The sequence below is a fragment of the Bradyrhizobium sp. UBA2491 genome (assembly GCF_002341725.1).
Taxonomy (GTDB): domain Bacteria; phylum Pseudomonadota; class Alphaproteobacteria; order Rhizobiales; family Xanthobacteraceae; genus Bradyrhizobium.
Genome location: NZ_DDOP01000050.1, coordinates 75695 through 96270, shown reverse-complemented (window position 1 = coordinate 96270; position 20576 = coordinate 75695). Strand labels below are relative to the sequence as shown.

Sequence of the window (20576 nt, the reverse complement as noted above, 5' to 3'; positions counted from 1 at the left end):
CGAAGGCGACCATGACACAGCGGCCGGCGTGGTTTCAAGCAAGCGGGACCGCGATCCGATGCGGATCGTGCGCCGATCAGGCGAGCACGCCGGCGGCGCGCAGCGTCATCATGAAGAAGGTGCCCGACATCAGGCTCCAGAAGCCGGAGATCACGGTCGCCATCATCACGAATTCGAAGCGGCGACGCTCGATGCGCGCGCCGCGCAACGTGTTGCGCATGATGATGAAGGGGGCCGCGAAGACGAGGAACGGGACCGCGGCGAAGGTCTTCGGCGCGACGCCCTCTTGCAACAGGCCGAACCCGGCCGGGCGCGCCGCCATCGCCTGGTAGCCGCTGGCCAGTGCGCCCGCGAACGCGAAGCCGATGCAAAGCGAGAACAGGGAATTGAGGGTATCGGGTGACATCGGAACTTCCGCTACGCAACAGGCCACTCACCCTTGCTTCGCAGAATTGGCGGCTGGCCGCCACATCATCCTTAAGAAAAGGTTAACCGGCCACGCCCGGCACGCCGCTTACGCATGGCCCATCAGCCGCGGATTCCATTGGAATCGTACGGAAATTCCTCACCGCATGGCATATTCGTCGGGTGATTCGGTAACCCCAGATCTGATCCATGCCTCGCTCATGACGCTCCTCTCGACGGCCCAGCATCTCGCCCGCGACACCCGCCGCAACCCGCGCGCGCATCTCGTTCCGATCATCCTGTCCGCGGTCATCGCGGCCGGCGCGGTGATGCTCGTCGCCTATCTGTTGTGGCCGACCTACACGACCATTCCGCCGAGCGATCCGTCGCGGCTGCCGGTGAGCGTGGGCGGCACGCTGTTCAACGTGCCGCCCATGGCCGTGCGGATGAAGATCCAGCGCCATTCCGGGCCGCAGGAGCGCGTCGACCTGAGCTTCCTCTACCCGTCGCTGCAAGCGCCCGCGGCGCCGAAGCACTACAGTGCCGACACGATCGAGGACAAGGTGCAGCCGATCGACAGGATCTTCGTCTCGATCGCCGCGCATCACGATTCACTCGCGCCGGAGCTGCGGCTGCGCACGATCTATCCGCGCTATCTCGACGAGCGCGCCAATACCGACGATGGCCTGACGACGCGCGCGTTCCGCGACAACACGCCCTATGGCGGCGAGGACCTGGTCACCGCGAGCGAGCCGCAACTGGTCGCGCGCTGCACGCGCGATACCTCGACGCCCGGCATGTGCCTGAGTGAGCAGCGCATCGAGGGCGCCGACCTGACCTTCCGCTTTCCGCGCGACTGGCTCACGCAATGGCGCGACATCGCCTCGGCGATGAACCGCCTCTCCGCGCAGATGCACAGCGCGAAGGGCTAGCTTGTTCGTCACCACGAGCATCGCGGTGACGAATTAACAAGCAGGGGCTGTTCAGCCTTACTCGCTCAGGTCTTCTTCCAGGATGGCCATCTGGAACTGGAACGAGCGATCATCGTCCTCGTCGTCGACGAACAGCACGCCGATGAACTCCTCGCCGATATAGACTTCGGCGGAGTCGTCCTTCTTGGGCCGCGGCACCACGCGGATCTTGGGATTGCTGAACACGCGCTTCAGATACGCGTCGAGCTTCCTGACTTCCTGAACGTCCACTGCCGTCTCCAATCGGGTCGATGATTTTCGGGGGAGTTTTAGGACGAGACGACCAAGATCGCCAGAGCCTTTTCAGGCTTTGGCGATGTGATGTTGCGCACACGATTGTTCGGCGTGTTTTCTCAGCGCGAACCGGCGTCCGCTTCGCTCAAAAACGTTCCGCGATCAGAAAGCGAATGAAATCAAAGACCGATCGCGTTGAGCATCTGGTCCATGGTGCGCGACGGCTCGGCGCAGCCGGCTTCGCCGACGATTTTCGCCGGGACGCCCGCGACCGTGACGTTGTGCGGCACGGGCTTGACCACGACCGAGCCCGCCGCGATGCGCGCGCAATGACCGATCTCGATATTGCCGAGGATCTTGGCGCCGGCGCCGATCAGCACGCCGTGGCGGATCTTCGGATGGCGATCCTCATTCTCCTTGCCGGTGCCGCCGAGCGTGACGCCATGCAGGATCGAGACATCGTCGTCGATGACCGCGGTCTCGCCGCAGACGAAACCGGTGGCGTGATCGAGGAAGATGCCACGGCCGATCTTCGCAGCCGGATTGATGTCGGTCTGGAACACCGCCGAGGAGCGGCTCTGCAAATAGAACGCGAAATCCTTGCGTCCCTTCTGATACAGCCAGTGCGCCAGACGATGGGTCTGCAACGCGTGAAAGCCCTTGAAGTAGAGCAAGGGATCGATGAAGCGCGAGGTCGCGGGATCGCGGTCATAGACGGCGACGAGGTCGGCGCGGAACGCATTGCCGATGTCGGGGTCATCGCGCAGCGCCTCGCCATAGGTCTGGCGGATCAGGTCGCCCGACAGCGCGGCGTGATCGAGCCGCTCGGCAATCCGATGCACCACGGAATCCTCGAGGCGCTCGTGATGCAGCACGGTCGCATAGATGAAGGATGCGAGTTCCGGCTCGCGCCGCAGGATGTCTTCCGCTTCGCCGCGGATTCGATCCCAGATCGGATCGAGCGCCGCGAGCTTGCCCCCCTGCGGATTGACGTGATGAACTGCCATAGCTGCTCTCGCAATTCGGTTGTTCTGACGTGCGTTATAGCACGGTGGACCCGGCGCGTCCCGGGAAGGCCAGGTACGGTAAACCCCGGCCGAACACCCCCGGGCCGGCGTCTAGGGGAGTTGGTCCGGATTTCGCCGAAATCAAGCCGTGCTTCTGCAACTATTGGCGGATTTCGTTCCCAGTGTGGTTTTGGGCATGGTCGGCCCCGATCAAGGGGGAAACATCATCAATACCCAGACGTTACGCGCCCGCCTGACCGATGCACGGTCGGTCTGGATCGCCACCATCGCGATCCCCCTGCTCCTGCTCGCCCCTGCCTTCTGGAACGGCTACCCGCTGCTCCAATGGGATACCGGCGGCTATCTGGCGCGCTGGTACGAGGGCTACCTCGTGCCGAGCCGGTCCACGGTATTCGGCATCTACCTGCACGCCGGCGAGACGTCGGGCTTCTGGCTCGACCTCGGCATCCAGACCTTGGCGACGCTGTGGATCCTGCAACTGACACTCCGTGTACTCGGCCTCGCCCGGCCGGTCCGGCTGATGGCGATCAGCCTCGCGCTGATCGCAACCACCGCCCTGCCCTGGCTCGCCAGCATGCTGCTGACCGACATCTTTGCCGGCCTCTCGGTGCTCGCGCTGTTCATCCTCATTGTGTGCGGCGAACGGGTCTCAACGCTTGAGAAGGCCGTGCTGTTTGCGTTCATCGCGTTTTCGGCCGCCACGCACAGCGCGACGCTGGGGGTGCTGCTCGGCCTGTGTTGCGTCGGCTGGATGCTGCGTCCATGGCTCGGCCGACGGATCCCAATTGCCGGCCTCGCGCAGGGCAGCCTGACCATCGTCACCGGCGCCGCGATGCTGCTGGCGGCGAACTTCGCGCTCTCGGGATCGCTGGCCTGGACGCCGGGCGGCATTGGTGTCGCCTTCGGCCGGATGCTGCAAGATGGCATCGTCGCGCAATATCTGCGCGACCACTGCGCGAAAGAGAACCTGAAGCTGTGCCCGTATCGCGACGAGCTGCCACCGACCGCCGACGACTTCCTGTGGGGCCACAGCATGTTCAACACGCTCGGCCGCTTCCAGGGCCTCGACGACGAGATGGGCTATATCGTGAAGCGTTCGCTGGCCGAGTATCCCGGATGGCAAGCCAAGGCGGCGCTGACCGCGACCGTCGACCAGTTGATGCATGTCGCGACCGGCGAAGGCAGCAGCGGCTGGCTTCCGCATACCTATGGGATCATCGAGCGCTACATTCCCGCCCAGGTCGCGCCGATGCGCGCGGCGCAGCAACAGAAGTGGCATCTGGACTTCACCGCGATCAACCGCATCCACGTCCCGGTGGCGCTGGCCTCGATGCTGCTGGTCGTGATGCTGTTCGGCCGCGGGCTGTGGCAGCGGCGGCTCGACGATCTAACTTTGCTGGCAGGCACCGTCACGCTGGCCTTGCTCGGCAACGCTGTGGTCTGCGGCGTGATCTCCGGACCGCATGACCGTTACGGCGCGCGCATGGTGTGGATCGCGACCTTCGTGGTGCTGATCGCGGCCGCGCGCGCCTTGGCCAGGGATGACGAGAGCGACGACGAACTACTTCCGCCGCGACAGGAAGTCGACGACCCCGGTCTTGTAGACCTTGTCGCCGACCGCCCGCATGTGGTCTCGGTTCGGAATGTCGAGCAGCTCCGCGCCCGGAATGATCCGGCCCAGCGCTGAGGCCGAGCCCGCGATCTCGTCCTTGCTGCCGACCGCGATCAGAACCGGCACGCCGATGCCGGCGGCCTCCTCGCGCGTCATCAGCCGGCGCGAGCCGCGCAGGCAGGCGGCGAGTGCGCGGCGGTCGGAGCGGGTCTGGTCGGCAAAGGCACGGAAGGTGCGGCCGACCGGATCGGTGACATCCTCGAGCGAGGCCGCCTCCAGCGCGCGCGCAACGGCCTCGCCGGGGCCGCCGCCCTCGATCAGCCCGATGCCGATGCCGCCCAGGATCGCCGAGCGCACCCGGTCGGAATGTTCGCGCGCCAGGATCGCCGTCATCCGGGAGCCCAGCGAATAGCCCATGATGTCGGCGCGCGCGATTCCGAGATGATCCATCAGCGCGATCACGTCGCTTGCCATGATCGCGATCTCGTACTGCGCGGCGTCGTAGAGCTTGGCGGATTCGCCGTGGCCACGATTGTCGAGCGCGATGACGCGCCGGCCGGCCTTGACGAGCTCCGACACCCAGGTCGGATAGATCCAGTTGACGTTCTTGCTCGAGGCAAAGCCGTGCACGAGCACGATCGGCTCGCCCGCGCCTTCGTCGATATAGGCAATTTCAACATCGCCGTGATGGAAACTCGGCATCCTGCATTCCGTCTTTTTGGGATTTCAGTACTTGCGATTTTAGTACTTGGGATTTGCGATTGGCGGTCGACCGGCGACCGCAAGCTTAGCCCTGGGCGGGCAAGCTCGCCAGCGCAGCCTGGGTGGCCATCTGCCGCCTCAGGCGGAGCGCCTTGCTGCGTCTCAGCCACCACGCCGTCGTCCGTTCGGCGCTGGCCTTGATCGAGGACAGAAAGCCGAACAGCGCGAGCAGCGCGCCGAACAGCCACATCGTGAGATTGAACGCGCCGGCCACTAGCAGCAAGGCACCGCGGCCAAGCAGTTTCAGGATCGCGCGGGTCTGACCGCCTTTCACCTCGGCGATGCGCGCCGCGCGCGCGATCTCCTGCGGGTTCTCCGCGACCTTCAGCGTGTCGCGCGCCGCACGCATGCCGGCTGCTTCGCCCACGCGTCCGACATCCTTGGCGACGCGCACCAGCGCGCCGGCTTTCTCGGCACGGAATGCCGCGCGGATCGCGGTTGCGGTTTCAGCGGGCCGAAGCACCGAGCCGGACGCGACCGCCTCGCGCAACGCCGGCTGGTCGACGACCTCACGGGTCGAGCGTCCGGCCCATTCGATCATGCCCTCGCTCAGCCGTCCCGCCTTGCGTGTATCCTTGACCAGCGTCAACCCGGCACGCAGCGGTCCGGCACCGCCGACCGAGACGTAGGTCGCCGCAGTGACGGCGAGCCCCGCGGCCGCAAGGCCGAGCACCAGCTGGTCGGCATCCTCGCCCATCGCGAGATGCTTGCCCTCGCGCACGACATCCCTGACGTCACCGAACACGAACAGGTCGCCCGCAACCGTGCCGGACAGGCTTGCGACATCGTCGGCATTGCCGGTCACGAAGCCAGTGGCGAACCCTTTGGCAAAATGCGTCGCGGACGACTGCTCGGCGCGCGCATCATCGACGCGCTTTGTGAGGTCGTCACTGAGTGCGATATTCTTCTCGCCAGCGAGCGCGACAAAGCTCGCCGCGAGGTCGGCATCCCCCGAGGCCAGTGCCGCCTCGATATTGTCAGAGATCAACGCTGGTTTGTTGCGCAGCACGGAATTGAGCCTGATGTCGGCCAATGCAGCGGGATCGTCGCGCGCGGCAAGCACCCTGCCCGCCTCATGGGCATGCGGCCAGATCGCCGCACCGATGGCTGCGCTCGCTGCCACGCCGGCCACCGCAAGGCTGAGGCGCACCCGGTTCATCGCACTGGAAACCTCAAGTTTAATTCGCCTTGTTCAATTCGCCTTGGAAATAGTGTGCCGTTTTTGCGACACACCGGGTCCGACCAAAGAAGGGCTTCTCTGGGACGACAAGATTGTGTCGAATTTGCATGAGCAGATGAGCCATCGGGGCTCTAGGAATCAACTGTTCCCGCCAGTATGGTGCGCGGCATTTCGCGATGCCGCATGCTGTTGATTGCGTCTGCCCGTCGTTGCCACCAAGGTGAGAATATGTCCGACCACGTCGTCCCGCACTTCCATAACGATGCCGGTGTCTCGGTGATCGAGATCGGGTCGCAGGAGTTCATGTGCGTGGGCGCCAACCCGCCGTTCGACCATCCGCATGTGTTCCTCGACCTCGGCAACGACAACGAGATCATCTGCCCATACTGCTCGACGCTGTATCGCTTCGCGCCCGACCTCGCGGCCGGCGAAGCGCGGCCGCCGGAATGCGTGCTGAAAGACAAGGTCGCCTGAGCGCTCCGTGGCGCTGACGCGAACCGTCATCGTTGCAGGCGCCGGGATCGCAGGACTGACGGCATCGCTGACCTTGGCGGCGCAGGGCTTTCGTGTCGTCGTGCTGGAGAAGGCGGAACGGCTCGAGGAAGCCGGCGCCGGCATCCAGCTCTCGCCCAATGCCAGCCGCATCCTGGTCGAGCTCGGGCTCAAGGACGCACTTGCGCGACGCGCGGTGACGCCTGAATCCGTTACCATCGTGAGCACGCGGGCCGGCGGCGAGATCGCACGGATGCCGCTCGGCCAGGCCGCCGAGTTCCGCGCCGGCGCACCCTATTGGGTGATCCATCGTGCCGATCTGCAGGCCGCGTTGCAGGCCGCGGTCAACGACCATCCCGATATCGACCTGCGGCTCGGCTGCCAATTCGAGGACGTGACCAAGCACGCCAACGGCCTGACCGTCGTGCAGCGCCGCGGCAATTCACGGCAGGAGGAATTGGCGGCTGCGCTGATCGGCGCCGACGGTATCTGGTCGTCGGTGCGCGGACATTTGTTTCCGGATGTACAGCCGCAGTTCTCCGGCCTGATCGCCTGGCGCGGCACGCTGGACGCAACCGCCCTGCCGCCTGAATACACCACTCCGCGCGTCCAACTCTGGATGGGGCCGGACGCCCATCTCGTGGCCTATCCGATCTCGTCTGGGCGTCAGATCAACGTGGTCGCGATCGTGTCGGGCAGCTGGAACCAGCCGGGCTGGAGCGCGCCCGGCGACGTCGACGAGATCGAGGCCGCATTCGCCACCGCGCGCTGGCCCGCGACGGCGCGGATGCTGATCGGCGCGGTCGACGGCTGGCGCAAATGGGCGCTGTTCACCCTGCCCGACCTCGGCCGCTGGAGCGAAGGCGCGGTGACGTTGATCGGCGACGCGGCGCACGCGATGTTGCCATTTGCCGCACAGGGCGCCGGGATGGCGATCGAGGACGCTGTCGTGCTCGCGAAGGCGTTGGGCGACAGCACAGGGGAGAGCACCGCGGGCATTCCCGCCGCGCTCAAGCGCTACGCACGGATGCGGCGCGGACGCGTGCTGAAGGTGCAGCGCATGGCGCGGCAGCAGGGCCGCATCTATCATTTGAGCGGACCGGCGGCGATTGCGCGCGATCTCGCGATCCGCGCCATCGGTCCACAACGCATGCTGGCGCGGCAGGACTGGATCTACGACTGGCGGGCTTGAGAACCACCTCAAGCGAGGTCACCAGCCAGGACCGTTAGTGAACGAGCCCCCGCGGCGCCCGCGGGCCCTTCGCGGCCGGCGAAGGCGCGGCGGGTGTTGCGGCCGCGGGAGTATCCGGCGGGGCTTCATGGCACTTGTTCTTGCGCCAGGCCTCTTCCGCGAGCTTCTGCTGGGCGTGGATCGAGATCAGTTCGTTGCGATAGACCATCTCGGAGACCACGGTACCGCCCACGCCGGTCTGCGCCTTGGCCATCAGCTTTTCCTGATCCGTCGCGCGGGCCGCGAGGCCCGTGCGCTCGGTCTGGAGCTGCTTGCAATCATAGAGGTCGTATCTGGCGGGATCGGCGAATGCCGACGGCATGCTGTCGCCGATCTGTGCACAGCCGGAAACGGCCGCAGCGGAAGCGAGCAGCACAATGACGGCGGCCGCGCGCGACAGCTTCGGGCGGCGTGGGAGACGAACAAACATTCAGCGTTCTTAGTCCGACAGTGTTGAGATTGGCTAAAGCAGCCGCCGGTGTCCGGATTGAGGCCCAATCGCGGCGGCGGCTGCTTATCCCAATGCGGCGAGCTCAAGGCAAATGGAATTGCGGGCCACTTCAGGGACGTGTCGGACGCCAGCGCCATTCACATCGGTAAAAAGAAGCCCCAGGAAGGAAGTGGTGAGAACCGCAAGGATGAGCCAGCGCCGCCGCGGCAAAGAGGCGTCTCCGCAACCACGCCTACGACAACTGAGACGAATTGCCGTTCAAATACAGTGTTGTTCATGTTATGATTCAGCTATGTCGAAGATCAACAAAACACCGCGAACGAAGAGCAAGGGCTTGATCATAGGCCGCAAAGGCTTCGAGAAGATAAGCGCCGTTGAAGGCATCCGAATGTCTCGTGAGATGAAAGCGACCTTCAAGAGCTTCGACAAGACCGCGGCTTCAGCCGAGGCCCGCCGATACGCGATCGTTAAGAAATACGGAAAATAGCGCTCTCGTGCCGCCGTATGATGCCGTCGACGACCACTACTGTTATCCCGGCACCAAGGTCCTCAAGAACCTCAGAAACCTGAAAAGTCAGGCCGCGCTCACCCGGTTCGAGACCGCCATCACAGCCCAACGGTTCGATGAACCGATGCCGACTGGCCTGCTTAGTGTCCGGCATTACCGGGCCGTCCATCATCACCTCTTCCAAGATGTCTACGCCTGGGCCGGCAAGAACCGCACTCTGCGGATGAGCAGGGAGGGAAACGCGTTCTGCTATCCCGAATACATTGATGGCCAGCTGAAGCAAACCTTCGCCAAGCTTCGGCGCGATCAGTATCTCCGCGACCTCTCCGCGGATGACTTCGCCATCCAGGCAGCTGAGTTCCTGAGTATGCTCAACGCCATTCACGCATTTCGTGATGGCAATGGGCGGGCCCAGCTCGCCTTCATGGCTCTTATCGGAGCGAAGGCCGGCCATCCTCTGCATCTGGAACGGCTAAATCCCGCCAATTTCCTGCGGGCCATGATCAGGAGCTTTCACGGCGACAACGGCCAGCTCATCCGGGAATTACGGCGCCTCATCGATTAGATCAATCTTTGCTGGCTGATAGAGCGGTAGATGAATTGGACCGTATTCCCTTTGCTGGAACGCCGTTTGCGCCTTATAGATGGACTGATGCGGGCGTGGCGGAACTGGTAGACGCATCGGACTTAAACCATTGAGTGCCCTTGGGGAAACCCTCGGTGCAGAACTGCTCAAAGTCGGGGAAACCTTCACTGGCAATCCCGAGCCAAGCCTCCGCCAGGAGGAAGGTGTAGAGACTAGACGGGCAGCACCTACAGCGGACATCGCCAGGGTGAAGGGATAGTCCAGACCACGAACGCCGGAACGGCGGCGGCGAAAGCCGAAGTGGTACGAAAATCCGTGGGGCCGCAAGGCCTGTGCCGGTTCGAGTCCGGCCGCCCGCACCACGCACGCGACTGCCATGTCGCGCGGTCAACATGGATACGCCGGGATCGCATCATCGCGTGAGGTCGCTGCTTTCCGGCATCAAAGACGTATCAGCCATTGGCGTCAGCACCGCCCGTAGCCGGATCGGCTTGATCGGCTTGCGCAGGACGGGGATTCCAAGGGCCTTCGCTCCGTCCGACAAGACGGTACTGTCAATGTCGCCGGTCATCAGCACCGCTCTGATCGCGGCGCCGAACTCCACACGAATGCGGTCGATCACGGCGAGGCCATCGTCCTGGCCGCCGAGCCGGTAATCGACCAGCAGGATCACCGCGCGCGGGTCGTCGCTTGCGCGCAGGCAATCGATCGCCTGCTCGGCCGATCGGCAGGACATTGCCGACCAGCCCCAGCTTCGCAGCAATCGTTCAAGCGAGTCGCAAATGAAGTCGTCGTCGTCGACGATGACGACATGCGAGGACTGGCCGGACGACGAGACACGAACTTCACCGCCCTCGTCCGCCGCACTGGCGGCGGCGGCAATGGCAACCGTCAGCCGGAAACTGGAGCCGCGACCGACGGTCGACCCGACCTGAAGCGGCCAATGCAGTCCCGCGCAGATCCTGCGCACGATCGCAAGGCCGAGGCCAAAGCCGTGTTCCGGCGCCCGCTCCTTGTTGTGGATCTGATAATATTCCTTGAAGATATCGTCGTGGTGGGCCTCGGGAATTCCCGGGCCGGTATCCAGCACCCAGATGTCGGCAACAGCTCCCCTGCGCCGCGCACCCAGCAATATCCGGCCACGGGACGTGAACTTGACCGCATTGGAGAGCAGGTTGCTCAAGACCCTCTGGAGCAGCGCGGGGTCGACGCTGACCCAGATCGCGGTCGGCATCACCGTCAGTTGAAGGTTCTTGAGTTCGGCCTCCGGGTAGGCCGCCATGGCCGAACGCTCGAACGCGGCCTGAAGCGGTGTGGCGATCGATTTCGAGTTCGCGATCGCGGCTTCGATCCCCGCCACGCCGAGGATCGCGTTGAACTGGCGGTTCAGATTGTCGACGCAGTCTTCCACCCGGTCGACGATCTGGGTCAGTTCGGGATCGGCGCGAGAGTCCCGCAGCTTCGTCGAGGCGATCGATGCGTAGAACTCCAGGGCCTGCAACGGCTGCCGGAGGTCATGCCCTGCCGCCGTGAAGAAGCGCGTCCTCTCCGCGAGCGTATCGGAGACCAGCCTGGTCTGCTGCTTCTGCAGATCCAGTATCGCTGCAAGTTCGAGCTGCCCCGCGATCGAGCGTTCGCTGTTGCGCCGGCCGACCGCACCGACGAAGCAGATGAAGGGCACCGACAGCGCCAACAGCAATGCAGCAAGGTGCGCTGCCGGTTCCGGTTGAAGCGCCAACCATATCGAAGGCGGGGCAACACCGCACACGACGGTCGCCACCAGGCCTGGGAAGAAAGGGCCGGCGGTGTAAGCGGAAGCGGCGAGCAGGCTGATCAAGCCCCAGAACGGGATCATGACGGAAGCGATCGTCGCCTGCTTGTAGAGCAGGATCGGGCCCAATCCCCACGCCGCGCCGCGCGCACCCGACGCAATGGCCCGCGCCCAGCCCCACCCAAGCAACTCCGCGTCGGGCGGATTGCGCGAATGGAACAGCCGGTCCAGCGTCGTGAGGAAGGCGTCGGAAGCCGCAACGGCCGATAACCACAATAGCGGCCGCTGCCCGCTATCGACACCGACGAACAAAACGCACAGGCCGATGATGAGGACCGCTCCAAGCGTGGAGGACCCCACGACGAAGCGCCTGCTGGTGTGCGCGCGGTAGAGCGCCCTGATGCGACCGTAGCCGATCTCGTCGCGATGGTCGCTGCGCCGAAATTGGTAGGTCAGATCAGACCGCTCTGGATCGCTTTCGCGACTGCCGCCGTTCGATTGTTCGCGTCGAGACGAATGAAGATCTGTCGCCAATGCATCCTCACCGTATTCTCTGAGATCTTTAGTCGATCGGCGATCTGCTTGTCGCTTTGACCGTCGCGCGCGAGCGTCACGACTTCCCATTGCCGCGCGGGCAGGACGTCGAGCGGAGCGGATTGCGCCTCGAGGTCGAACACGATCTGACCATCGAAGATCCTGCCGATGGCGTCCTGGAGCGAATTCGCGCTGCGCTCCTTTGACAGGCACGCAACTCCGCCCAACTGCCTCATCTTGATCGCAACCTCCGGCGTCAGGTCGGCGCAAAGCAATCCAATGGCAACGTCCGGCCACTGCCGGCGCACGTCCTGCAACAGCGAGATGCCGTCTCCGTCGGACAGCCGCCGATCGGCAAGGACGAAGTCGATATCGCGATTGTCATTGAGCAGTTCGAGCGCTGCCGCGTATCCCGAGGCCGTACAGACCGTCAGACCCGGCTCGATCTCCGCGAGCAGGCGCTGCAAGCCATCGCGATAGATTGGATGATCGTCGACGAAGAGTATCGTGGGCATGGAACATCCCGGGGTCGACGTCGGCGCTCGCCTGCATCTCCGACGCTTGAAGTCGATACCTGCTGTTTTCGGTAGGTTGACGTCAATGCACCGATTATTCAAATTAAATTCGAAATTAACCCGATCCTATTCTCGTAATTTTTTCTGCGGACGTTGGCACTGCATTGCAGGCTCAGCGCGGCTGCCGGCGACTCTCAATTGCAAACCCGATGCGGAAGCAACGGGCACGGCCCCGATATTCAATCATGGTGGGAGACATTTTCATGAAGAAGATATTCGTCGTGAAGAAGATTTTTGTCATCAGGACATTTGGAGCGATCGTGGCATCCACGCTGCTCGGGGCCGCAGCGGCGGATGCCTCGCCGTTTTCCGACCAGTTCAACGGCACAACGCTCAACCCCGGCTGGACGGTGACATCTCCGAACCCGGCGTCGAGCGTCGCCCTCGACGGATCCGGTCATCTGGTGATCACCGCCTCCTATCAGAATGGCGGCTCCGATCTATTCACGGGCAGCAATTACAATGCGCCCGTCATCCTGCAATCCGTCGATCCCAACGCGAACTACACGATCACGACATCGCTGTCGTTCAACCCGACCAACAACTACCAGGGCGCGGGCATCCTGCTTGCGACGACGACAAGTCCGTTCACGAGCGCTCTTCAGTTCAATCGAATTGTCGAACGAGCGTTCTATCCCAATGGCGGCGGAAGCATCGTCGAAGGCGCCGGCGGCTCGAACGCCTATTCGAGCGGCACGATCTACCTCGAAGTCTCCAAGGTCGGGAACGTCTACACATCCGCTTACAGCAGCAACGGAATCAACTGGACGACGCTGGGGTCTGAAACAAACACCACGGCCTACACCGAGATCGGCCTGTTCACGCTCCGTCAGCCCTGGGACGGCGTAGCACTCGATTCAGTGGCTTCGTTCGACTCGTTCAACGTCACCAGCGCCGTTCCCGAGCCTTCTACCTGGGCGATGATGATCCTCGGACTGTGCGGCCTCGGTTTGCTTGCCGCACGACGCAGGCAGCCGATCGGCATCGCCGCCGACTGACATCGCCGCTGCAAGTCAGACAAGCCCCGCCGGATTCGGCGGGGTCACGGCTTTGCCGTGTCGTCGGCACGAATGTGGCTCGTTCGCTGCCGGCGCCGATTGGGGGACGCGCACGGACGCCTCGGGCGCCTATGCGAACCCCAGTCCGAGCCGCCTCTCCCGCTTCCAGATTACATGGCACGCATGCCGCTCGCCGTCGATGGCGAGGTCGAAATGGTCGGGAAACCACAGCGGCGAATTCACTTCGATGCAGGCGCCATGGGGCGAGAGATTTCGGACCGTGCAGGGAATCGTCGTGCTGCCGAACTCGATCGCGCCGGACTTGAAGACGCGGCGGCGAGCGTCGGCACGCCGATCGGTGGTCGGCAATGCCTGTTGTGTGCTGGCTGATGTGGGCCTTTGATGGTCGTCGGCCATGACCCTGTCACGTCACGGTAGGTACTTGAGTTGCGGTGAAGTTACGACGCAATGCTAACGAGAACCTTAAGACTGGCCTCATTGAGTTGGCATGCCAGGAGGCCGCCGCGATCTGAGCGCGGTACTTGCGGTATCGCGATGCCTAGATCACCTCATCGTGTCCTCCGGCGACGCCGATTCAACCTGACCTCATCGCGCGGCCGGCGAACGACGTCGCCAAAGAAAAATGGCCGGGGCGACGCCCGGCCATTCGTGTTCGTGAAGCCGCAAGCCTATTCGGACTTGTCGATATTCCAGAAGATCGGCGTCGCCGGGCCGTCAAGCACGCCGGACAGCGACTTCCGCCACGCGCTCGGGCCCTGATACTGACCGAGCGGGATGTAGATGACCTGGTCGTAGGCCTCCTTCTGGATATCCGCCGCGATCTTCTTCTGATCGTCGAGCGACGTCGCGCGGACGAAGGCATCCTTCAGCTGTTCGATCTTCGGATCGTCGGCCCAGCCGAACCATCCGCCATTCTTGCCCTGGCCGCCGATCGAGAGATTGGCGATCGGGTTGGAGACGTCGGCGCTGACCCAGTTGGTGAAGAACATATTCCAGCCGCCGTCCTTCGGAGGCTTCTGGCTGGCGCGGCGGGTCACGACGGTCTGCCAGTCGGTCGCCTGCAGGTCGACCTTGAAGCCGGCGTCACGCAGCTGCTGCGCGACGACGACGGGCTGCGCCTTGAGCGTGGTGACATCGCCGGGCGCCATGATGACGACCGGCGTGCCGTCATAGCCGGACTCGGCGAGCGCCTTCTTGGCCGCAGCCATGTCGCCGCCCTTCAACAACGTCTCGCCGCCGACATTGGTCGCGAACGGCGTATCGCAGATGAAGAAGGCGACGCAGGTCTTGTAATATTTGGGATTGCCGACCAGCGCGTCGAGCACCTGCTTCTGGTTGATCGCCATCAGCGCCGCCTGGCGAACCTTGATGTTGTCGAACGGCGGATAGAGGAAGTTCATGCGGCCGAGCGTCTGGAAGCCGAACTTGTTCAGCGTCTCGACCTTGAGGTCCTTGTCGCCTTCGAGGATCGGCAACATGTCGAACGACGGGTTCTCCAGGAAATCGATGTCGCCGGACTGCAACGCATTCATCGCGGTCTGGGCATCGGCCATGGTGACCCACTCGACGCGGTCGACCTTCACGACCTTGCCGCCCGCGGTCCAGCTCGCCGGCTCCTTGCGCGGCACGTAGTCCTTGTTCTTGACGTAGACCGCCTTCACGCCCGGCTGGAATTCCGCCTGGACGAATTTGAACGGGCCCGAGCCGATCTGCTCCGGAATCGGCTTGTCCGGCGGCGTTTCGGCCAGTCGCTTCGGCATCATGAAGGCGACACGCGACGACGGCTTGCCGATCGAATCCAGCACCAGGCCGTAGGGCTCCTTCAGCTTCAGCGTGATCGTCTTCGCATCGGTGGCCTCGAGGCTCGCCGTGAAGTCCATCAGCTTCTGGCCCATGCCGTCGACCTTGGCCCAGCGCTTCAGCGAAGCGACGCAATCCTCGGCAGTCACCGGCGTGCCGTCGTGCCACTTCAGCCCGTCGCGCAGCGTGAACGTGTAGGTGAGCTTGTCGTCGGACACCTTCCAGTCCGCCATCTGCGGCTGGATCTTGAAGTTGGAGTCGGTCGCCACCAGCGTGTCGTAGACCATGTAACCATGGTCTCGCGTGATGTAGGCCGTGGTCAGGATCGGATCGATGACGCGCAGATCCGAATGCATCACCGCGGTGATGGTCTTGTCCGCGGCCATGGCCTGTTGCGTAAACGATAGTTGCTGCGGCGCGAACGACAGCGCGACCGCCGTCAACGCCGCCGCGAACGTGCGGCGCTTCCAACGCGAGATAGGGAACATGGAATCTCTCCTGACGTGTAACTGGTCAAAGCCGGCTTATTCGTTATGCACGCGGTTCGTTATTTAGGCGAACTAACATGCTGTATGGCTTGTGAAATCGAGACTTGCACCAAGCGCAAAGCGCGTCAATCGGTTTCGGGCAGCATCAAACGTATACGAACGAATGAACGAGAAGCCTGGTGCATTTTGACTTTACAAAGTCGTCGCCTGAGCTTTTCGTGCGACACGCATGCGCGCAGGTACGGAATAAGCGCAGTCACGCGATCAGAACAACAAGAGAGAAACGACATGAACCCAGCCAACCTCCCCTTTGATTCCGAAGCCATGTTGCAAGGCCTGCGCGGCTGGGTGGAATGCGAGAGCCCGACCTGGGACGCTGCCGCGGTCGAGCGCATGCTCGATCTCGCCGCGCGCGAGATGGCGATCATGGGTGCGACGATCGAACGCATCGCGGGACGCCAGGGCTTCGCGGGCTGCGTGCGCGCCCGCTTTCCCCATCCCAAGCAAGGCCAGCCCGGCATCCTGATCGCCGGCCACCTCGACACCGTGCACCCGGTCGGCACCATAGAGAAGCTGAAGTGGCGGCGCGAAGGCGACAAATGCTTCGGGCCCGGCATCTTCGACATGAAGGGCGGCAACTATCTGTCGATCGAGGCCATCAGGCAACTCGCCCGCGCCTCCTTTACGACGCCGCTGCCGATCACCGTGCTGTTCACGCCAGATGAAGAGGTCGGCACGCCGTCGACCCGCGACATCATCGAGGCCGAAGCCGCACGCAACAAATATGTGCTGGTGCCCGAGCCCGGCCGGCCGAACAACGGCGTCGTCACCGGCCGCTACGCGATCGCGCGCTTCAATCTCGAAGCCACCGGCAAGCCGAGCCATGCCGGTGCGACGCTGTCCTCCGGTCGTTCCGCGATCCGGGAAATGGCCCGGCAAATCATCGCCATCGACGGCATGACCACCGACGACTGCACCTTCTCGGTCGGCGTCGTGCATGGCGGCCAGTGGGTCAATTGCGTTGCCACCACCTGCTCCGGCGAGGCGCTCAGCATGGCCAAGCGCCAGGCCGATCTCGACCGCGGCGTCGAGCGCATGCTGGCCCTGTCGGGCACCGCCAACGACGTGACCTTCAAGGTGACGCGCGGCGTCACGCGCCCGGTATGGGAGCCGGACGCCGGCACCATGGCGCTGTATGAAAAGGCAAAAGGCCTCGCGGCGGCGATGGGCTTCGATCTGCCGCACGGCAGCGCCGGCGGCGGATCGGACGGCAACTTCACCGGCGCGATGGGCATCCCAACCCTCGACGGGCTCGGCGTTCGCGGCGCTGATGCGCATACGCTCAACGAGCATATCGAAGTCGAGAGCCTCGCCGAGCGCGGCCGCCTGATGGCGGCACTGCTCGCAACGCTGGACTGACGTCGATTGCACTGCACAACACGTTGGCACTGCCGGACCGAAATTTAGCCTTGTCCAGTTTTGAGGCTTCGCCTACGGTCCGGCCGTCCAATACGACGATGCGGGAGAGATCGAGGCGACAACATCTGATGTTGTTGGCTTCGGCGCCGACGGAGCAACCGCCCCGGAAACTCTCAGGCAAAAGGACTGTATCGTCAGGACGATCTGGAGAGAGACGAACATGGCCGCACATCAAGGGCCATGACGTCCACCGAAGGGGATAGTTCGTGATCGGGCGCAGGCCCGATGCGGATCAAGCTCTCAGGTACCGTGACAGATGGGGCGCCGATGCCGGTTTCACCGGCGGTTCGGCGACTCTAACCCGCGGGAGCCTGAAGACCACCATGCCACACATCGCGATCATTGGCGCCGGCATCACCGGCGTGACGACGGCCTATGCCCTGCTCGAACGCGGCTACGAGGTGACGGTCCTCGACCGGCATCGCTACGCCGGGATGGAAACCTCGTTCGCCAATGGCGGACAGCTTTCGGCCAGCAACGCCGAAGTCTGGAACAGCGCCACGACCATTCTCAAGGGACTGCGCTGGATGCTCAGGAGCGACGCGCCGCTCCTGATGAATCCGAAGCCGAGCTGGCACAAATATTCCTGGATCGGCGAGTTCGTGGGTGGCATCGCGCGTTATCGCTCCAACACCATCGAGACCACGCGGCTCGCGATCGAAGCCCGCAAGCATCTGTTCTCGATCGCCCAACGCGAGAACATCGCCTTTGACCTCGAGCGCCGCGGCATCCTTCACGTCTATCACGACAAGGATGGCTTCGACGCGGGCCTGCGGGTCAACACGCTGCTGCAACAAGGCGGGCTCGATCGCCGGCCGGTAACGGCGGATGAAATCCGCGGCATCGAGCCGGCCCTACAAACCGCCTGCTATGGCGGCTTCTTCACGCCGTCGGATGCGACCGGCGATATCCACAAGTTCACGCGCGGCCTCGCCGATGCCTGCGCCCGCCGCGGCGCGAGCTTCGTCCACGAAGCTGATGTCGACACCATCGCGCGTGGTGATGATGGTTTTCGCATCGGCTGGAACGAAGCCGCCGCGCAGGACGCCGGCGTTGCGACGCGACACGACTTGCATGCCGACGGCATCGTGATTTGCGCCGGCGTGGCGAGCCGCCATTTCGCGGGCCTGCTCAACGACCGTGTCAATGTCTATCCGGTGAAGGGCTATTCGATCACCGTGCAACTCGATGCGCCGCGCAGCCGCGACGCCGCGCCGACCGTGAGCCTGCTCGACGAGGCCGCCAAGATCGTGACCAGCCGGCTCGGTGCCGATCGCTTCCGCGTCGCGGGCACGGCCGAGTTCAACGGCTTCAACCGCGACATCAGGGCCGATCGCATCCAGCCGCTGGTGGACTGGGTGCGGCATCATTTCCCAGGGATCGACACCTCGAAGGTCGTGCCATGGGCGGGCCTGCGCCCGATGATGCCGAACATGATGCCGGTGGTCCGCGCCGGACGGATTCCGGGCGTGTTCTACAACACCGGCCATGGCCATCTCGGCTGGACGTTGTCGGCCGCGACGGCACAGACGATCGCCGCGGCGATCGACGACTGGCGCGACCTCGACGCGCCTTCAATGGTGCCCTCACAGTGCGATGCGACCGAGACCGCACGCGCAGCTTTCCCCCAATAATCCGGCCGGAGAGGAAGAATATGAGCGTATTTGCGTGTGGCCAAGTCGGAATTCGCTGAGAAACGCCGTTTGACAAGGACTAGCGTTATGATGAGAAAAAGGCTTCAGCGCGGGAGGGGACAATGCGCATCGAGCTAGCGGGCACGCGCGGCAACGCGGTGCGTCGCGCGACCGTGGACGGCACGTATGTCGACGGCGGTCGTTTCCGCGAAGAAATATCCAAACTCGCCACCGGCGCGCATCGCGCTCACCTGCGCCGCTTCTCCGAAACGCTCAACGCTCTCGCTCATGCACCGGGCTTCACGAAAGGCGCGACATGACGACCGGGACGCTGACCAAGCCGGCGCAGATTGCCGCAGAGCTGTGCGCGGCCGTCGACCGAAACTTCGACGATCAGATCGCGTTCCTGTCGCGCATGGTCCAGTTCCGCAGCTTGCGTGGACAAGAAGCGCCGCAGCAACATTGGCTGGCCGAGCAATTCGCTAAGCGTCGCTACGACGTCGATACGTTCAGCCTTGCGGACGTCAACCTGATGAGCCATCCGAAGGCTGCACCAATGGACGGCATCGATCTTGCCGGATCGCAGCAGGTGGTTGCTACGCTCGACAGCAAAGGCAGTGGGCGCAGCCTGATCCTGCAAGGTCATATCGACGTGGTGCCGGAAGGGCCGGCTGACCTTTGGGACCAGCCGCCGTTCTCGGGCGCCGTGCAGAACGGCTGGATGTTCGGGCGTGGCGCGCAAGATATGAAGGCCGGCGTCTCGGCCATGATCTTCGCGCTCGATGCGATCCGCGACGCGGGGTATGCCCCGGCCGGGCGCATCCATCTGCAAACCGTGACCGAGGAAGAGAGCACCGGCAACGGCGCCTTGTCGACGTTGATGCGCGGCTATCGCGCCGACGCCTGCCTCATTCCCGAGCCGACCGGACATACGCTCACACGCGCCCAGGTCGGCGCCGTCTGGTTTCGGCTGCGTGTCCGCGGCACCCCGGTGCATGTCGCCTATTCCGAGTCCGGCACGAGCGCCATCCTGTCGGCGATGCATCTGGTGCGCGCATTTCAGGATTACACCAAGGCGCTCAATGCCCGGGCGCTCGACAACAGCTGGTTCCGCAACGTCAAGAACCCGATCAAGTTCAACGTCGGCATCATCAAGGGCGGCGATTGGGCGAGTTCGACCGCAGCCTGGTGCGAACTTGATTGCCGGCTCGGTCTGCTGCCGGGCGAAACGCCGCAGCAGGCGATGCGCGGCATCGAGGAATGCCTGACTGAGGCGCACAAGGCCGACGAGTTCCTGTCCGGCAATCCGGCGGAGCTGGTGTGGAGCGGTTTTCAGGCGGACGCAGCGGTGTGCGAACCGGGCAGCGAAGCGGAAGCAGCTCTGTCTGCGGCCCATCACTCCGTCTTCCAGGCTCCGATGCAAGAGCGCCTGTCGACGGCCGTCAACGACACCCGCTACTATTGCGTCGACTACGGCATCCCTGCCCTTTGTTATGGTCCTTACGGCATTGGCCCGCACGCGTTCAACGAACGCGTCGAGCTCGACAGTCTTCGCAAGACAACGCAGAGCATCGCACTGTTCGTGGCCAATTGGTGCGGCGTGACGAGAGCGTAAATCGACGTGCCGTTTCAGCTCGGTGGCACGTCACGACGAGTGCAATTCGAAATAGCAGCTTCAGACCAGGGAGGCCCCGACGGCCTGAACCGCGCCTTGATATAACGTCGCCATTGGCACAGTATTTGCCTGCAAATTCATCACGTTCGCGCTAGCTTGAGACGAGACGCAGAAGCGCATGAGACACATCACGGGGACACC

At 63.8% G+C, this 20576-nt stretch carries 20 protein-coding genes, 1 pseudogene and 2 riboswitches; of the genes and pseudogenes, 11 read left to right on the top strand and 10 right to left on the bottom strand.

The window, feature by feature from the left end; genetic code table 11:
- Nucleotides 1-76: 76 nt before the first annotated feature.
- Nucleotides 77-406: a DUF6949 family protein gene (locus B2W55_RS16975; protein ID WP_024582481.1), complete on the bottom strand. Its 330-nt coding sequence runs from the start codon at nt 404-406 to the stop codon at nt 77-79.
- A 220-nt stretch (nt 407-626) separates the two neighbouring features.
- Between B2W55_RS16975 and B2W55_RS16970 the strand changes: the two genes are divergently transcribed.
- A complete protein-coding gene (locus B2W55_RS16970) occupies nt 627-1337 on the top strand; it encodes a hypothetical protein (protein ID WP_024582482.1) in 711 nt (236 codons plus the stop codon).
- A gap of 57 nt (nt 1338-1394) precedes the next feature.
- On the opposite strand, the gene B2W55_RS16965 is transcribed toward B2W55_RS16970, so the two are convergent.
- Both B2W55_RS16965 and cysE read right to left on the bottom strand, forming a co-directional pair.
- Nucleotides 1395-1607 (bottom strand): DUF3126 family protein, encoded by a 213-nt coding sequence (locus tag B2W55_RS16965; RefSeq protein ID WP_024582483.1) that lies wholly within the window; start codon nt 1605-1607, stop codon nt 1395-1397.
- A gap of 182 nt (nt 1608-1789) precedes the next feature.
- Nucleotides 1790-2617 carry a serine O-acetyltransferase gene (gene cysE, locus B2W55_RS16960; RefSeq protein ID WP_024582484.1) on the bottom strand — a complete coding sequence of 276 codons (828 nt, stop codon included), beginning with the start codon at nt 2615-2617 and terminating at the stop codon, nt 1790-1792.
- Between the two features lie 196 nt (nt 2618-2813).
- Here cysE and B2W55_RS16955 point away from each other — a divergent pair.
- Nucleotides 2814-4196: pseudogene (locus B2W55_RS16955) on the top strand (hypothetical protein); the annotation flags it as partial.
- Nucleotides 4197-4199: 3 nt separating this feature from the next.
- Here B2W55_RS16955 and B2W55_RS16950 read toward each other — a convergent pair.
- Together B2W55_RS16950 and B2W55_RS16945 are read right to left on the bottom strand one after the other, a co-directional pair.
- Complete coding sequence (locus B2W55_RS16950) at nt 4200-4952, bottom strand: alpha/beta fold hydrolase (RefSeq protein WP_024582486.1); 753 nt, start codon at nt 4950-4952, stop codon at nt 4200-4202.
- 85 nt (nt 4953-5037) lie between these two features.
- Nucleotides 5038-6171, bottom strand: coding sequence for a hypothetical protein (locus B2W55_RS16945; RefSeq protein ID WP_024582487.1), 1134 nt, complete (start codon nt 6169-6171; stop codon nt 5038-5040).
- 249 nt (nt 6172-6420) lie between these two features.
- Here B2W55_RS16945 and B2W55_RS16940 point away from each other — a divergent pair, with 249 nt between their 5' ends.
- Both B2W55_RS16940 and B2W55_RS16935 read left to right on the top strand, forming a co-directional pair.
- Nucleotides 6421-6666 (top strand): zinc-finger domain-containing protein, encoded by a 246-nt coding sequence (locus B2W55_RS16940; protein ID WP_021077734.1) that lies wholly within the window; start codon nt 6421-6423, stop codon nt 6664-6666.
- 7 nt (nt 6667-6673) lie between these two features.
- Nucleotides 6674-7876, top strand: a complete 1203-nt coding sequence (locus B2W55_RS16935; RefSeq protein ID WP_024582488.1) for an FAD-dependent monooxygenase — start codon at nt 6674-6676, stop codon at nt 7874-7876.
- A 34-nt stretch (nt 7877-7910) separates the two neighbouring features.
- Here the strand turns inward: B2W55_RS16935 and B2W55_RS16930 are convergent, their stop codons facing one another.
- Nucleotides 7911-8345: a hypothetical protein gene (locus tag B2W55_RS16930; protein ID WP_024582489.1), complete on the bottom strand. Its 435-nt coding sequence runs from the start codon at nt 8343-8345 to the stop codon at nt 7911-7913.
- A gap of 313 nt (nt 8346-8658) precedes the next feature.
- On the opposite strand from B2W55_RS16930, the gene B2W55_RS16925 reads away from it, so the two are divergent.
- Together B2W55_RS16925 and B2W55_RS16920 are read left to right on the top strand one after the other, a co-directional pair.
- Entirely contained in the window at nt 8659-8853 is a 195-nt protein-coding gene (locus tag B2W55_RS16925) for a hypothetical protein (RefSeq protein ID WP_024582490.1), read from the top strand.
- 7 nt (nt 8854-8860) lie between these two features.
- Entirely contained in the window at nt 8861-9439 is a 579-nt protein-coding gene (locus B2W55_RS16920; protein ID WP_024582491.1) for a Fic/DOC family protein, read from the top strand.
- Between the two features lie 433 nt (nt 9440-9872).
- Here B2W55_RS16920 and B2W55_RS16915 read toward each other — a convergent pair whose 3' ends face one another.
- Both B2W55_RS16915 and B2W55_RS16910 read right to left on the bottom strand, forming a co-directional pair.
- Nucleotides 9873-11765 carry an ATP-binding response regulator gene (locus B2W55_RS16915; RefSeq protein ID WP_145987227.1) on the bottom strand — a complete coding sequence of 631 codons (1893 nt, stop codon included), beginning with the start codon at nt 11763-11765 and terminating at the stop codon, nt 9873-9875.
- Complete coding sequence (locus tag B2W55_RS16910; protein WP_291532253.1) at nt 11684-12382, bottom strand: response regulator transcription factor; 699 nt, start codon at nt 12380-12382, stop codon at nt 11684-11686. The genes B2W55_RS16915 and B2W55_RS16910 overlap by 82 nt, the downstream gene beginning before the upstream one ends.
- Nucleotides 12383-12444: 62 nt before the next feature.
- Here B2W55_RS16910 and B2W55_RS16905 point away from each other — a divergent pair, with 62 nt between their 5' ends.
- Nucleotides 12445-13338 carry a PEP-CTERM sorting domain-containing protein gene (locus B2W55_RS16905; RefSeq protein WP_200894421.1) on the top strand — a complete coding sequence of 298 codons (894 nt, stop codon included), beginning with the start codon at nt 12445-12447 and terminating at the stop codon, nt 13336-13338.
- 129 nt (nt 13339-13467) lie between these two features.
- Here B2W55_RS16905 and B2W55_RS16900 read toward each other — a convergent pair whose 3' ends face one another.
- Together B2W55_RS16900 and B2W55_RS16895 are read right to left on the bottom strand one after the other, a co-directional pair.
- On the bottom strand, nt 13468-13755 hold the full coding sequence (locus tag B2W55_RS16900) for a PilZ domain-containing protein (protein WP_043855753.1): 288 nt from the start codon (nt 13753-13755) through the stop codon (nt 13468-13470).
- 272 nt (nt 13756-14027) lie between these two features.
- Nucleotides 14028-15647: an ABC transporter substrate-binding protein gene (locus B2W55_RS16895; protein ID WP_024582496.1), complete on the bottom strand. Its 1620-nt coding sequence runs from the start codon at nt 15645-15647 to the stop codon at nt 14028-14030.
- Nucleotides 15648-15935: 288 nt separating this feature from the next.
- On the opposite strand from B2W55_RS16895, the gene B2W55_RS16890 reads away from it, so the two are divergent.
- The 4 genes from B2W55_RS16890 to B2W55_RS16875 all read left to right on the top strand — a co-directional run bounded on the left by B2W55_RS16890 (nt 15936) and on the right by B2W55_RS16875 (nt 20375).
- Nucleotides 15936-17066 carry a M20/M25/M40 family metallo-hydrolase gene (locus tag B2W55_RS16890; protein WP_024582497.1) on the top strand — a complete coding sequence of 377 codons (1131 nt, stop codon included), beginning with the start codon at nt 15936-15938 and terminating at the stop codon, nt 17064-17066.
- Nucleotides 17067-17157: 91 nt separating this feature from the next.
- A riboswitch (glycine riboswitch) is annotated at nt 17158-17265 on the top strand.
- A 3-nt stretch (nt 17266-17268) separates the two neighbouring features.
- A riboswitch (glycine riboswitch) is annotated at nt 17269-17384 on the top strand.
- 65 nt (nt 17385-17449) lie between these two features.
- Nucleotides 17450-18760, top strand: a complete 1311-nt coding sequence (locus B2W55_RS16885) for a D-amino acid dehydrogenase (protein WP_024582498.1) — start codon at nt 17450-17452, stop codon at nt 18758-18760.
- A 122-nt stretch (nt 18761-18882) separates the two neighbouring features.
- On the top strand, nt 18883-19080 hold the full coding sequence (locus B2W55_RS16880; RefSeq protein ID WP_029879431.1) for a hypothetical protein: 198 nt from the start codon (nt 18883-18885) through the stop codon (nt 19078-19080).
- A complete protein-coding gene (locus B2W55_RS16875) occupies nt 19077-20375 on the top strand; it encodes an ArgE/DapE family deacylase (RefSeq protein ID WP_024582499.1) in 1299 nt (432 codons plus the stop codon). The genes B2W55_RS16880 and B2W55_RS16875 overlap by 4 nt, the downstream gene beginning before the upstream one ends.
- The last annotated feature ends 201 nt before the right edge of the window (nt 20376-20576 follow it).

Coding starts and splice junctions, on each gene's coding strand:
- B2W55_RS16885 (WP_024582498.1), top strand. CDS start 17,450: ATGCCACACATCGCGATCATTGGCGCCGGCATCACCGGCGTGACGACG.
- B2W55_RS16975 (WP_024582481.1), bottom strand. CDS start 406: ATGTCACCCGATACCCTCAATTCCCTGTTCTCGCTTTGCATCGGCTTC.
- B2W55_RS16925 (WP_024582490.1), top strand. CDS start 8,659: ATGTCGAAGATCAACAAAACACCGCGAACGAAGAGCAAGGGCTTGATC.
- B2W55_RS16970 (WP_024582482.1), top strand. CDS start 627: ATGACGCTCCTCTCGACGGCCCAGCATCTCGCCCGCGACACCCGCCGC.
- B2W55_RS16950 (WP_024582486.1), bottom strand. CDS start 4,952: ATGCCGAGTTTCCATCACGGCGATGTTGAAATTGCCTATATCGACGAA.
- B2W55_RS16945 (WP_024582487.1), bottom strand. CDS start 6,171: ATGAACCGGGTGCGCCTCAGCCTTGCGGTGGCCGGCGTGGCAGCGAGC.
- B2W55_RS16900 (WP_043855753.1), bottom strand. CDS start 13,755: ATGGCCGACGACCATCAAAGGCCCACATCAGCCAGCACACAACAGGCA.
- B2W55_RS16880 (WP_029879431.1), top strand. CDS start 18,883: ATGCGCATCGAGCTAGCGGGCACGCGCGGCAACGCGGTGCGTCGCGCG.
- B2W55_RS16890 (WP_024582497.1), top strand. CDS start 15,936: ATGAACCCAGCCAACCTCCCCTTTGATTCCGAAGCCATGTTGCAAGGC.
- B2W55_RS16940 (WP_021077734.1), top strand. CDS start 6,421: ATGTCCGACCACGTCGTCCCGCACTTCCATAACGATGCCGGTGTCTCG.
- B2W55_RS16930 (WP_024582489.1), bottom strand. CDS start 8,345: ATGTTTGTTCGTCTCCCACGCCGCCCGAAGCTGTCGCGCGCGGCCGCC.
- B2W55_RS16875 (WP_024582499.1), top strand. CDS start 19,077: ATGACGACCGGGACGCTGACCAAGCCGGCGCAGATTGCCGCAGAGCTG.
- cysE (WP_024582484.1), bottom strand. CDS start 2,617: ATGGCAGTTCATCACGTCAATCCGCAGGGGGGCAAGCTCGCGGCGCTC.
- B2W55_RS16895 (WP_024582496.1), bottom strand. CDS start 15,647: ATGTTCCCTATCTCGCGTTGGAAGCGCCGCACGTTCGCGGCGGCGTTG.